The sequence below is a fragment of the Streptomyces sp. NPDC005004 genome, from assembly GCF_053600675.1.
The window spans coordinates 347,106-360,326 of sequence record NZ_JBSGAH010000003.1; the positions used below are offsets into that span (position 1 = coordinate 347,106).

At 68.4% G+C, this 13,221-nt stretch carries 8 protein-coding genes; 3 read left to right on the plus strand and 5 right to left on the minus strand.

Translation table 11 applies throughout. The annotated features are described in order from the left end of the window. Positions 1-7: 7 nt before the first annotated feature. Positions 8-502: a hypothetical protein gene (locus ACWEEU_RS05885; protein WP_385742051.1), complete on the plus strand. Its 495-nt coding sequence runs from the start codon at positions 8-10 to the stop codon at positions 500-502. Positions 503-543: 41 nt separating this feature from the next. On the opposite strand, the gene ACWEEU_RS05890 is transcribed toward ACWEEU_RS05885, so the two are convergent. Both ACWEEU_RS05890 and ACWEEU_RS05895 read right to left on the minus strand, forming a co-directional pair. Next, on the minus strand, positions 544-1,002 hold the full coding sequence (locus ACWEEU_RS05890; protein ID WP_451728916.1) for an ATP-binding protein: 459 nt from the start codon (positions 1,000-1,002) through the stop codon (positions 544-546). Positions 1,003-1,124: 122 nt separating this feature from the next. Then, positions 1,125-2,261: a hypothetical protein gene (locus ACWEEU_RS05895; RefSeq protein WP_451728919.1), complete on the minus strand. Its 1,137-nt coding sequence runs from the start codon at positions 2,259-2,261 to the stop codon at positions 1,125-1,127. A gap of 364 nt (positions 2,262-2,625) precedes the next feature. Here ACWEEU_RS05895 and ACWEEU_RS05900 point away from each other — a divergent pair, with 364 nt between their 5' ends. Continuing rightward, positions 2,626-3,444 (plus strand): helix-turn-helix domain-containing protein, encoded by an 819-nt coding sequence (locus ACWEEU_RS05900; protein ID WP_451728922.1) that lies wholly within the window; start codon positions 2,626-2,628, stop codon positions 3,442-3,444. After that, positions 3,441-3,644 carry a DUF397 domain-containing protein gene (locus ACWEEU_RS05905; RefSeq protein ID WP_451728925.1) on the plus strand — a complete coding sequence of 68 codons (204 nt, stop codon included), beginning with the start codon at positions 3,441-3,443 and terminating at the stop codon, positions 3,642-3,644. Before ACWEEU_RS05900 ends, ACWEEU_RS05905 begins: the two co-directional genes overlap by 4 nt. 116 nt (positions 3,645-3,760) lie before the next feature. Here ACWEEU_RS05905 and ACWEEU_RS05910 read toward each other — a convergent pair whose 3' ends face one another. The 3 genes from ACWEEU_RS05910 to ACWEEU_RS05920 form a co-directional block, all read right to left on the minus strand. After that, positions 3,761-8,860: a class I SAM-dependent DNA methyltransferase gene (locus ACWEEU_RS05910; RefSeq protein WP_451728928.1), complete on the minus strand. Its 5,100-nt coding sequence runs from the start codon at positions 8,858-8,860 to the stop codon at positions 3,761-3,763. A 25-nt stretch (positions 8,861-8,885) separates the two neighbouring features. Then, entirely contained in the window at positions 8,886-11,774 is a 2,889-nt protein-coding gene (locus tag ACWEEU_RS05915; protein WP_451728931.1) for an SNF2-related protein, read from the minus strand. Positions 11,775-11,893: 119 nt separating this feature from the next. After that, the gene (locus tag ACWEEU_RS05920; protein WP_451728934.1) at positions 11,894-13,111 is read right to left on the minus strand and encodes a serine/threonine-protein kinase; all 1,218 of its coding nucleotides are present in this window, start codon (positions 13,109-13,111) and stop codon (positions 11,894-11,896) included. Positions 13,112-13,221 lie beyond the last annotated feature (110 nt).

Below are 13,221 nucleotides of genomic sequence, written 5' to 3' on the forward strand. Positions count from 1 at the left end.
GTAGGCAATGGATCTGGTACTCGATCCGCCGCGCGGAGTCGCGCCGATCCTGCTGGGCATGACCCTCGACGAGGCCCTCGCCGCGGCGTCCGACTGGGGCGAGCCGCGCGTGCTGCGCCGCCCGAGCCGGAACTCGGCGAAGGCGTCCTGGACCCTCGACCACGTCGGTGTGCAGGCCCTGGCTGAGGGCGGAGACCAGGTCACCGCGATCGAGTTGTGGTGGCCCGGCGAAGGACGTACGTCCAGCACCCGCGTCCTGCTCGACGGGGACGAGGTGTTCACCACCCCCGCCGAGGAACTCTTCCGGCGCGCGACCGAGCGGGGCTGGACGGTCGATACGTCGCAGCCCGAGTACCCGGTGATCCCCGGCGTGTCCCTGGGCTTCACCCGGCAGACCTCCCAGGAGATCGAGCGGGACGCCGACGGCCTTCCGAGGTACGTCACGTCGGTGCTGGTGGGCGGTAAGGACTATTACAACTACCGGTACGAAGGACGCGGCTGACCGCGGCTCGACCTTCGGGAGGTGAGGGCCGTTCGACGTGGTCACCCGGCAGTGGCCCGAGGTGCGCTCACGGACGCCCACACGGTCTTGCCGGGGCCGGCGCGGCGGTCGGTGACGCCCCAGTCGTGGGCCAGGGCGGTGACGAGGAGCAGCCCGCGGCCCGATTCGGCGTAGGGGTCCGCGGGCTGGAAGACGGCGGGCCGGCGCTCGCCGCGGGTGTCCGAGACCTCCAGTAGGACTACATCTCCTGCCTCGGTGGTCAGCCGCACGTGGAAGTCCCGCCCCGGTACCCGCCCGTGCCGTACGGCGTTGGCGCACAGTTCGGCGGTGATCAGCGTCAGCGTCTCGTTGACGTCGCTGTCGTACGGGTGACCCCAGGAGTCCAGGCAGTGCGAGACGAACAGCCGGGCCAGGCGGGCCCCTCGCGGGGTCGAGGTGAAGGACATCGCGAACTCGCTGGTCCCCGTGGGGTCGGGGAGAGGGAAGAGCGTCGTGTGCATGCGGCCAGCGTTGCGGCCGTATCGGGCGTGTCACCAGGAGCGACGCCTGTACGGCCGCGGGCTGTACAGGCGTCGGGCCGCGCGGCGGGGGAGTGGCGTACGGGCGCCGCCGTACGGCGGCGTCAGCCCCGGCGGCACCGCTCCCGAAGCTCTTTGAGGACCGCCTTCTCGCGGGAGTTGACGTCACCGTCCACGGTGGCCACGCGTTCCGCCGCGTCGAGGACATCGCCGAGATCGCCCGGCTCGGCGTCCACGCGCTTCCACACCTCGACGGGGTCGATGTCGACGACGCTCGCGAGCCCCTCGTCGACCACGTCGTGCCGTTCCCGGACCAGCCGCACCAGATGCCGCATCAGCAGCGCCTCGTCGTCCGCGATCTTGGCCTTCGCGTTCGCCCTGAGCACGAGCCACGCGACCCACAGCATCAACTGAGGGTGCCGACTGCGCTCGCTGATTCCCCTGGCGATCTCGATCACCCGCGCCTCGTTCCGGAACACGGCCCGCGCGTGCCGGCCGGCGAGGAGCGTGGTGTAGCGGTTCAGCAGGACGGCGAGGGGGACGCCGACCAGGGGGATGCCGATCTTGATGACGTTGCGCTGCAGGAGGTGCTTCCCGACGACGGGGAGCGCCTTCCCAGCGGTGATCGCCGATCCTGAGTAGAAGCGCTTGACCAACGGCCGCACCAGGGCCGGGACCGCCTTGGCGACACCTTCGCGGGCAGCTTCCCCGCTCTTGATCGTGAAGGCCACGCGGATGAGCTTCCACAGGTCCTCGGGGTCGTGCACGTCGAGCGGGATCCGGTAGAGGACGGAGATGTCGTAGGCCAGGCGGAGCTGGAGCTGGGTGGTGAACGCGACGTCGACCATCATGGTCGCCACGGCGGCGGGGACGGTCGCCGGTGAGGCACCGCCGAGGCTCCCGATGGTGGCGGCGACGGTCGCCGTGTAGGCCCCGGCGGAGAGCCCGCCTTCGAGCGCGGCGTACCGGGCCGCCATCTTGATCCGCTGATCCACGATGGCGTCCGCGGGCACGCCCGCGTACCGGTCCTGGAAATACTGCCAGTCGACCTTCTGCGTGTACGAGTTCATGGCGTGGGCGGCGAGCTTGGTGAACCAGTTGCCCGACTTGATGTCGTCAGCGCTCAGACCCTTGACGAAGCCCCTGATCTCGGCCTGTTCCTGTTCGACGGCCTTCCGGTCGGCAGCGTCGTCGGCTTCGTCCGTGTCGGTGTCGGCAGCGTGCGTCGGAGCGTCTGTCATGGCGCGTTCCCCCCCAGGCTGTTTCGCGGTCGGCCGGCCTACGGGGTGCGGGCACCCGGCTGCCGTCTCCGCGCGTTGATGCGGCGAGCGGTACAACATCGCCGCTTCGTCCTCCCCTTGAGGCGGAACCTTAGCGTGTCGGCGGGCGACCGGTGCCGTGCCGCGTCACGGGGGTGAGGGTGTACAGGGGGGCCGCTGTACATGGGGGACGGGCGCTCGTACGCGGTACGGGGGGACTTGGCTGCGGGCGGCGGGACAGGCGTGCGGCGTATCCCTACAGTGAGCGACAGGTGACGGTGGGTGTGGTGCTTGCGGCGGGATGCGATGCGGGCGCCTGTGTACGGGGTGAGGTGAGAGGTCTCCGGTGACTGCTCATGGTGGTGAGAGCGAGGCGGGCATCCTCCGGTGCTTCGGGCAGCAGTTGCGGTTGCTGAGAACGAGCCGGGGGCTGACGCGGGCGGAGTTGGGTGCCAAGCTCGGGTACGGCGAGGACATGGTCACGTCGGTGGAACTCGGACGGCGCATCCCGAGACCGGAGTTCATCGACCGGGCGGATGCTGTGCTGGAGGCCGGCGGGCTGCTGACGGTGATGAAGGAGGAGGTGGCGAGGGCTCGGTACCCGGCGTTCTTCCGGGATGCGGCGAAGTTGGAGGCGGAGGCGGTTGAGCTGCACGTGTATGCCAACCAAGCCGTGCCGGGGTTGTTGCAGACGGAGGAGTATGCGCGGGCGGTGTTCAACGCGCGGCGCCCCCTGCTGGACGAGGCGATCATCTCCGAGCGTGTGGCGGCCCGCCTTACACGACAGGAGATCTTCGACCGCAGGCCGTTGCCGACGATCAGCTTCGTGATCGAGGAGACGGTGCTGCGGCGACCAATCGGTGGATGGAACGTCTGGCGCGGGCAGTTGGAACAGATCTACCTTCGTGGGCAGAGCCGGAACGTCGAAGTCCAGGTCATGCCGACAGAGGTTCTTGAGCATGCCGCACTGGCCGGACCGTTCACCTTGATCGAAACGGTCAAAGGCCAGAGGATCGCCTACGTGGAGGTGCAGAAGGAAAGTCGTCTCCTCCACGAGCGAGGTTCGGTGCGTGAGCACGAGGAGCAGTACGGCATCCTCCGGGCGCAGGCGCTGACGCCCCGCGAGTCGTTGCAACTCGTCGAGAAGCTACTGGGAGAGCAATGAACGCCGCAGACGAAGCGCAGACGAACGGTGAACTGGCCTGGCACAAGAGCACCTACAGCAGCGGCGAGGGCGGCGAGTGCGTGGAGGTTGCTGTGGCCGGTGGTGCGGTTCACGTCCGGGATTCGAAGCAGGCGGCGGATGGCGGACCGGTATTGACGGTCTGCTCGGCGGCGTGGTCGGCGATGCTTGAAGTGATGTGAGCTTGTTGCCGTCGTGAGTCAGCCGTCCCGTGGCTGATCGAGCGGAGGCGTACGAAGGCTCGCGAGGTGGGCGCTTCCCTCAAGGAAGCGCCCACCTCCACTACGGGAAGCGGTACTCAGGCATCCCGGTTCGCGGGCGGAGTCCAGCGGCCAGAAGCAATTTCCTTGTCCAAGCGAGTTTGGAAATGAGCGTGCGCGGCACGCATTTCGGCCTCGCGGTCTGCTTTGTAGAAGGGAGCGATGTAGCCGGCAGGGGGCGGGGTGGTTTGTGGCTTCTCCAGGTGTGTCTGCAGGTCGATGTAGTCCTGCTTGGTCTGGCCGTGGCCGTAAGCGTAGGGGTCGGCGGAAATTCGACGCCCCATCGCATCAAAATACATTGCCGCTTCACGGTCGGCGAGTACTGCATAGCGGGATTTATAGATAGCCACTAGTTGGTCGGCGGTGATGCCTAGCCATACGGACACCAGAGCATCAATTTCCACAAGGGCAGCCCGGCGTTCGTGCTCTGTTCGTAGAGGAGTGTCATATTCCCAGGTCGGTCGCAGGTGGGCGGCGAGCGGCGCGAGGCTTGACCAACCCGGATTGGCCCAGTCTTCATAGCCTGGCCATGTGGGGTGGTACAGCTCTTCCCAGAGTGCGGCGTAGGAATACGTCAAACTATTGAGGCGTAGAATTCTGAGTAGAAGTCCGGAGGCCAGAGGATGATCGGGGGTGGCGGCGGGCATCTTGTAAGCCTCGGCGACGCGGAGATGAGACCTGCCGGTGATGCGAAGGATGTAGTCCAAGGGGATCGAGGACCAGAAACCCGCATTGAGGGCGGTGAGCTTGTTGTTTGCGAGTGCTAGGGAATTCACGGCATCTACGTGTGCCGGGCCTGGAGGGATGACGGCTGCGAAAAGACTCCGTTCTGTATTCTTGGGGTCAATCATTGTTCGCCAAGCAAGACGGTAGTACTCCGTGTACCGGCGTCCTGACCACTCATCCTGCTCCGCTTCATAGATGGCGGAACTCGTTGCTCGTGTGTATGTGGTCCGAGGGATAGGATCGGAAGGGATTTCCTTAAGACTCCAAGGAGTCCAATCTTTTCCATTCCGCATGGGAAGGTTCGGCTGTTTAGCGAAGGGTGTGCCGATGGAAAAGTGGGAGCCCTGAAGGATGACTTCCTTCCAGGAGGATGGAAGGCCGACTTCGTATCGAATGATTCCAGCCTTCTTCGCCGTAGATTCGTCGTAGCCGCGGCTAATTCGCGGGGAATGATTGGCCAGCCGATGAGAAGCCATGGCGAGAGCGGAGATAGCTCCCTGTTCTGCTGATGTGATTGGGTGGAGCAACTGTGCCTGCTCTGGGGGTGCAGCACTCTCGCCGCCAAGTCGGTTCCACTCGGTCAACAAAGGAAGTTGCACGCGGATAATGCGGGCCTGGTGTGGTCTTACGTCCCAGTCTCCGTTGTGCTTTTGAGTGGGAGACTCGCCGCTGCCATCATGGTTAAGAGACTGCGGTAGAACCTGTGCATTATGCAGCTGACTGAGGGAGAGAAAATCGACCTCCTTTTGTTCGCCATAGATATGCAAACCAAAGGAAACGGTTCGACCGATTTCGAAGGCCCAGTTCCCAGAATTGACGAACGTTGCGTGCAGTCTCAGATGGCGATAGGTGGCGGCGCGAAGGGTTCCCTCCTTAACTCCTTCGAGATGTGTGTCTGGATGGATGAGTCCCGCTGTCCCCCGTGGCGCTGTATGGGACCACACCTGACTCATGAATGACCGATAGAGGTTAGGCTGCGTTCCTACCAGTAGAGGGTAAGTCGCAAGGCTCGCCAGCATGGAAACTGTGCTGGCAGTCTTAGAAAGCTCGTTCAGGAAATAGGTACGGGAGTCCCTGTCGGAGATCAAAAGCTCGCTCTTTCGGAGTCGCCACTCCTCCATGCTCGGCTTCTCCGCGAGCATGAACCAAGGCTCCGACTCCGCTAGAACTCCATCTTCCTGCCATCGTGGCCGAACCCAAGGCGGATTCCCTACCTGTAGATCAAACCCGTTCTGCGTGCCAAAGATGTGCCCGAACTCCAACTCCCAGTGGAAGAAACCCTGCTGCTCAGCCACATCCCGAGCAACCGCCGCCCACGGATAACGCGACTCCAGCGAGTAGAACCGCTCCATTCCCATCCACTCGGGCAACTCGTCCTCGTACCCCTCCAGTTCAGCGAGCGTGTCGAAGTGGGCCACCAGGGAGTCCGCCGGCACGTCATCCGTCCCCAACAACGACTCGGCGAAGTCCAGCCAGTCGTCCAGCGACGCCAGCGCGATCACCGGGCGTCGCTCACCACGGATCTGCCCCTTGCGGCTGCCGCCCCGCGCGCCCTTGGACTTGACCTCGACGACCTTGACCTCGCCGAACAGGTCCTCCGACTCGTACGTCTCCCGCGCGGGCGCGCCCGACTGGGCCGGAACCGGAGCGGCAGCCGGAGCCGACGACACGACCCACTCGCCCGACTGCGAAGCAACCTCCGCCGCCCGCGTATACGCCTCGTGTGAACCGTCCAGCAGCGCAGCCTCCTGCACAGGCCAGAACCACAGCGCGCACCACGCGTCCATCAGCGTCTTCAGGCGCCAGTAGGGAGTGTCGACCGCTTCCAGGTCGGCCTTGACCTTCTCCCTAGGTACCGCGACCTCGGGCGACCGCAGCCACCCGTCCTCCGCCCCCCACACATCGATCCGCCGCGAGATCTCCCGCTCGGAGATCTCCAGCCGGCGCACGACCAGCCCCCACAGGTACTCCGCCCGCCGAGCCAGCCCCTGAAGCCGCTTGGTCTGCGTGGCACTCGGAGACTTGGTGATCGCCTTGCGCCAGGCGGCCAGCGCCTTCGACTCCGCCGGAGCCAGGGCCTTGGCCTCCTTCTCGGCCGCGACCGCGCCCCACTCCTTCGCCGGAAGCAGGAAGTGGTGCACCGCGCCCTCAGGCAGCGACGCGCCCGCCAGCGCCTCCGACAGCGGGAACCGCTCCGGAGTCGTACCCAGCCAGCCGCCCTTCTTCAGGCGCTCCGCGGAGTACACCTCCCGGCGCCCACCGATCAGCGAGTTGCCGCGCCGCAGGTGCAGGCCGAACCAGGGCGCCTCCATCCCCGGATGCATCGTGTTCAGCCACAGCGACACCTCCGCCAGCTCCACCGCCGTGTCGTTCAAGTCGACGCCGTAGGAGTTGTGCAGCGCGATGTACGCCTTGGCCTTCTGCAGCTCGACCGCGTACTTCTCCGTGTCGATCGCGACGCCCAGCTCGTCCTGGCGGCGCCGCAGGTACTCCGCCGCGACCTGGTTGATCGCCTCGTTGAGGAACGCGCCCGAGCCGAGCGCCGGCTCGCAGATCTTCCAGTCCAGCAGCTCCCGCGCCTCGGTCACCGTGTCGTCCTGGTCCAGGCGATGCTGCAACGCGAGCTGGACCGTCACGCGGGTCAGCGATTCCGGCGTGTAGTACGACGCCGACGTCTGGCGGTCGCGCCCCGACAGGCGGTACACGAACGCGCCCGGCGCGTACCGGACGCGCTCCTCTACGCCCGTGTCCTCGTCCTTCTGCCGGACGAACACCTCGTCGGGGTACTCGTCGGCCTTGGTCGCAGGGATCAGCCAGGAGCCGTCCTTCGGGTCGCCGTTCTTCGCGACCTCGTACAGCTCCTCGCCCGCCACGAAGCCCGAGTAGGACATCAGACCCTCGTACACCGCGCCGAGCTGGTTGATGCCGAGCTGGGCGTAGGAGATGAAGCCGCCGCGCTCGCGCCTCTTGCCGCGCGTCAGCATCAGCAGGCGCAGCACCCGGTACAGCGTCTCGTTGCGCAGGCGGGTGTCGACGAAGCGCTCCCCGCTGTCGGTACCGGCCTCGGCCTCGGTGTCGACACGGGGGTCGGGGACGGCGTCCCGCCCGATCAGCCGGATCGCGTCCGGCTCGAACAGCTTGGAGTGCAGGGGCTCGAACCGCAGGCCCAGGTCCTCGGACGTCTTCGCGGTCACGGCCTCCGCCGACTCCGCGTCGACGCCGTGGGTGCGGCGCGGGCGGTAACCCTCCTGGACCTTCCGGAAGAGCAGGTCCAGCGACTCGTACAGGTAGAAGCCCTTGCGGGACTTCTCGTCCACGAGGTCCCGCTCGGCGATCAGCTCGCCGAGGCGGCCCAGGCCGTAGCCCATCTGGTACTCGGGGTAGTCCGAGGGCAGGATGCCCAGCTCGGGGCGGGCCTCCGCGTACAGCAGGAACAGGATGCGGTACAGGTAGCGCAGCGACTCGCGGGTCAACTGGCGTCCCAGCTCCGGAAGTTCCATCACCTGCTCCGGGCGGACGCCGGCCTCGCGCAGCCGGTCCAGGACCTCGTTCGCGATCAGTTCGACGCTCAGCCGCAGGCCGTCCCGCAGCTCACTCGAGACGCCCACCGCGTGCTTCGTCGACTTGTCGAGCAGAGCGGCGAGCGGGTTCTCGCCGCCCTCCTCCGGCGTGCGCAGCGAGTCCGCGCCGAACAGCGCGGCCACCGTGTCGAGTTCGCCGCCCACCTTGGTGTCGTTGCGCTCCAGCGCCATGTCCAGTGACACCGCCAGGTAGCGCCCCTCGCCCCACGCGGCCCGGTCGGCGAGCACCACGACGCCGCCGACCAGCAGCAGGACGTAGCGCGGGGCGTCCTCGCAGGCGAACAGGAAGGACGCCAGCTTGGAGCCCGTGCTGATCGTGTGCTGGCCGTCGAGGCGCAGCTCCGCCAGGAGGCGTCCCGCGCCGTCCGGGTCCAGCGCGTCGTCCGGCTCGGCCGACCAGCCGCAGTCCAGCGCGACGAGGTCCTTCTCCGCGTGCGCGACCGTCACCTCGTACGACTGCTCGGCGCGGACGACGGTGATCGTGCCCGGCTTGGCGTCGAAGCCGAGGGCGTGCAGCACCTCCGCGTTCAGCGCGTGCACGCGGTCGCACCAGTCGGGGGCGTCGTAGGTCACGGCGTCGTCGCCGGTCGCCGCGCGCTCCTCGTCCATCGTGAAGTAGGAGCGGGCCGCGAAGTAGGGGCGGCGCAGCGCCCGCAGGCCCGCGCGCGGGGTGACCGGCAGCGCGCCCTCGGGGCGCTCGGCGCCGGCCGCGTCCTCCTCGCGCTGCTTCCACTCGGCGAGCAGGCCGGACTTGAGATCCTTGGGGAGGACCTCGGCGAGGTAGTGCGCGGAGAAGTAGTCGCCGCGGTTGACCAGGCTGTCGTACGTCATCTTCGAAGAACCTCTGCGAGATCGGTCAGGCGGCGTGGGCCGGGGCGAGGACGGCGAGCAGGCGCAGCATCGGGCGGCCGGTGGTGAGGAGGGAGTCCGCGAGGGAGGCGAGGCGTTCGCGGGTGCCCGTCACCGTCCCCGTGGGCGTGGAGCCGCCGCTCGTCAGTGTCGGCTGCTCCCACGTGCCCAGGCGGGTCTTGTACTCCTCGATGGGGGCCCGCAGCGGTTCGTCCCATGCCTCGCGGTGCTGCTCCAGGAACGCCTCCGCGGTGTCCAGGACGCCGGGGATCGCCTCGGCCAGGTCGGTCGTGTCGTGGGCGAGGCCCGGGTTCGCCATCGTCGGGCCGACCTTCGCGCCGCGCAGGACCGCCACCATGTCGTCGTCGACCTCGCCGTCCGCGGTGACCGCCATCCACTTGACGACGGTCGGGCGGCCGAGCGCGTTGGAGTAGATGCCCTGGACGAGGTACGTGGGCCACGGCACGTCGGCCGTGAGCACCGGGGCCTCCTGGCGGTCCAGGCGGACCAGCACCTTGTCCGTGAGCCACTCCATGACCGGGTGCAGGTCGGTCAGCAGGGAGATGTCCGGCCAGCTCGACGTCGCCGAGGCGCGGGCGCGGGTGAGGCTGCTGTCGGCGAGCCGCCGGTTGAAGGTGACCTTCAGACGGTCGCGCAGGCCCTGCTCGCGCACGTAGTCCGGGGGCAGCGCCTTCAGGCGGTGGACCAGGTCGGAGGGCGGGACGAAGGAGAGCAGGCCGGTCTCCGGGTCGACGGACAGGTCCAGCCGGTCGTGGGCGTCCGGGTAGACCTCGCGCAGCGCCTCGTCCAGGAACTCGCGGGCGGAGGCGAACAGCCGGGGCACGTCCGCCCTGGGCACCGAACCGGTGCCGTCGCCCCCGTCGCTCGCGGTGTCCTCCTCCGGCTCCTCGTTGACGGGGCCGAAGAAGTCGGCGAGGAAGTCGTCCACGGCGTCGTCGTCGCTGCTGTCGGCGGCGCGGTCGGTGTCCAGGGACTCGTCCACGGTGCGGCCCCGCAGCAGGTCCTGGATGAGGGACTTCTCCTCGGCCTCCGCCCGGTAGAGGCCGGAGACCGCCTCCGCCGTGCCCAGCGACTGGTGGGCCTGCGCCTCGCGCTCCAGCAGGCGCTCGGCGACGAGGGTGTCGTCCTTGGCGCCGTCCACGGAGCTGGTGAGGATGAGCGCCCGGAACTGCGGCTGGTGCGCCTGCCCGTAGCGGTCGATGCGGCCGTTGCGCTGCTCGATGCGGATGAGCGACCAGGGCACGTCGTAGTGGATGAGCTGGTGGCACTGGCGGTGCAGGTTGACGCCCTCGGAGGCGACGTCGCCGGTGAACAGGATCCGTACGGGCGTGTCCGCGAGGCCGAAGTCCTCCACGCACTGCATCTGCTGCTCGTCCGACAGGCCGCCGTGCATCACGCGGGCCGCCTCCTGGGCGGCCTTGCCCTTGAAGCCGAGGGCCTGCGGCACGGTCCGGGCCAGCCACTCCAGGGTCTGCACGCGCTCGGAGAAGACGACGACCCGGGCGTCCGACTTCGGGCCGACCCCGATCTCGCGGAGCTGCTCCAGCAGCGCCCGGAACTTGCCCGAGTCCGCCTCCGTCATGTCCGACGCCAGTTCCTGGAGCCGGTGCAGGGCCGCGCGTTCGGCGGCCGTCGACGCCGGGGCGTTCTTCTTCTCCAGCGTCTTGATGCGCGTGCCGACCGTGGCCTTCAGCGCCGCGTGGGAGGAGAGGAAGGACTTCAGCAGCGTGTACGGGAACAGGGGCACGTCGCTGACCGAGTTCGAGCCGTCGGACGGCAGCCACACCGCGGCCAGCTCCTCGAAGATCCGCTCCTCGGCGGGGGTGGCCGTGATCCGGATCGAGCGGGAGGGGCCGCGGTCCGCCCACTGGCCCTTCATCTGCTCGCGCACCTCGGGGCTGACCTTGGTGCGGCGGATGAACAGGTGCTTGATGTCCTCGGCGCGGTAGTGCTCGGGGTCGCGGATCGCCGCCGGGTCGAGCAGGGAGATCAGCTCGGCGAAGGAGCGGGCGTCACCGTTGTGCGGGGTGGCGGAGGCCAGCAGCAGGGCGTCCGTGTGCGGGGCCAGCGTGCGGGCCAGCTGATTGCGCAGGGAGCCCTTGTTGATGAGGTTGTGCGACTCGTCGATGACGACCGCGTCCCAGGTGATCCGCTCCAGGTGGTGCTTGTACTGGTCGGTGTTCTTCAGGGTGTCGATGGAGACGATGACCCGCTTGAAGTACGTGAACGGGTTGCGGCCCGCCGGGATCTCCCGCTGGATCCGCTCGATGCCCACCGAGTCCAGGCGCACCAGCGGGATCGCGAACCGCGTCCACAGCTCGTGCTGGAACTGCTCCAGGACGTGCTGCGGAGTGACGACGAGGATGCGCTCGCCCCGGCCGCGGCGGATCAGCTCGGCGAGCGTGAGGCCGATCTCCAGAGTCTTGCCGAGGCCGACGACGTCTGCGATGAGCAGGCGGGGGCGCAGGTTGCGGCCCGAGAGGGCGAGTTGCGCGGGACGCTGCTGGTAGGGGAGCGAGTCCAGGAGGAAGGAGTCCGCGAGCGCCAGGCCGCGCTCGGCCTGCGGCAGCGGCGTCTTACGCAGGACCGCTTCCAGGAAGAGACGGGAGCGGCGGAAGTTCGGCGAGTCGTCCCGCACCAGGCGGGTCCGCCTCGGGTCGAGCAGCTCGATCCGGTCGAGGCCGGTGAAGAACACCGCCTCCTGGTCGCGTACGAAGTCCGACGCGCCGACGGCCTCGACACGGGCACCGTCGTGCTCGGTCCGCGTCGCGTTGCGGACCAGCCACACCTCGTCCCGTACGAGGATCTGGGCGCCGGGGGGGAACAGGGCGTCCTCGGCGCTCGTCGCAGGGGTGGTGCTCACGTCGGCGGTCACGCGGGTGCCTCCTGGGCGTTTGTGGTCATGCGGTGGACGTGTCCCGCCGCGGTGGCCGGGCGGCGGGCACGCTCGAACCGGTGGGACGTGGGGTCGGGGGCGGGGGACCGGCGCGGGTCTCAGAACGGGGCTTTCGCCGCGTACGCCGCCCGGAGACGTTCTGCCGTCTTACGGGCCTGCGCGGAGTGACGCAGCGTGGGCACTCCCTCCTTGGGCCGCCTGGCCGGCGTGGATGGGCGGCCGGGCGAGGGCTGTTCACGGCGGGGATCGTCGGCGTGCTCGCGCGAGGCGGGCGGCACCGTGCCGGGGGAGTCATGGGCCGGAGCGCCAGGGGGCTCGACCAGGGTGGGGGCGGGCGCCGGGGCGTCGGCCGGGATGATCTCCGTGCCCGGGGTGTCGCTTGCGGGGGCGGGCCAGGAAAGGGTGGGAGCGTTGCCGTCGGGCGTCGCCTTGTGCCGTTGCTCCGCCGTGTGCGCGGTGAGCCTGCGCCGCGCCTGGGCGATCTTCATGCCCTGGGCCTCGATCACCGAGCGGCACTGCTGTACCACATCGGTCAGTGACGGCCGGTTCTCGGCGCTCTTGGCGAGCATGCCGGTGAGGAGCGGCAGCAGTTCGTCCGGCGCACCGGACAGATCCGGAGCCGTACCGGGGTCTGTGACGAGGTGGAACACCATGTAGGGGGTGGCCGCCTCATGCGGATAGTGCCCCGTCACCGCAAAGAGCAGCAGCGCGCCCAGTGCGTACACGTCCACGGCTGCCGTCAGCGGCTTGACGCCCGCGGCCTGCTCCGGAGCCATGCAGATCGGGGTGCCGACGACCTGATGGGGAGCGGTGAGGGAGATCGTCGACTCGGTGAACGCGGCCAGGCCGAAGTCGATGATCTTCGGGCCGTTCGGGCCGAGCAGGACATTGGCCGGCTTGAGGTCACGGTGGAGCAGGCCCTGGGTGTGCACGGCCGACAGCGCCTCGGCGAGGATCGCACCGAGCGCCGCGGTGAGGGCGGACGGCAGCGGTCCGTGCGTACGGACGTGCCGCGCGAGGTCCGGGCCGTCCACATATTCCGTGGCCAGCCATGGTTGTTCCGCCTCCGCGTCGGCCCCCAGGAACGCCGCGATGCGGGGACCCCAGATGGTCTTGAGCACCTCGATCTCCTGCGCGAACCGCTGCCGGGACTCGGAGTCCACGACCGACGGTTTGATCACCTTCACCGCGGCGGGCTCGCCGCCGGGCGACTCACCCAGGAAGACCTGGCCCATGCCGCCTTGGCCGATCCGGCCGAGGAGCTCGAAGTCGCCCAGTGAGAGCGGGTCCTCGGGGTTCAGGGGCGTGATCTGCACGTGTGTCCTCGACATTCGGTCATGGGCGGGCGTGTGACCAGCCGCGACGCGCGCCTGGAGACACGGTAGTGGATCTGGCCAAGGTCAGAAACGGGGATGGCGTGATGGAG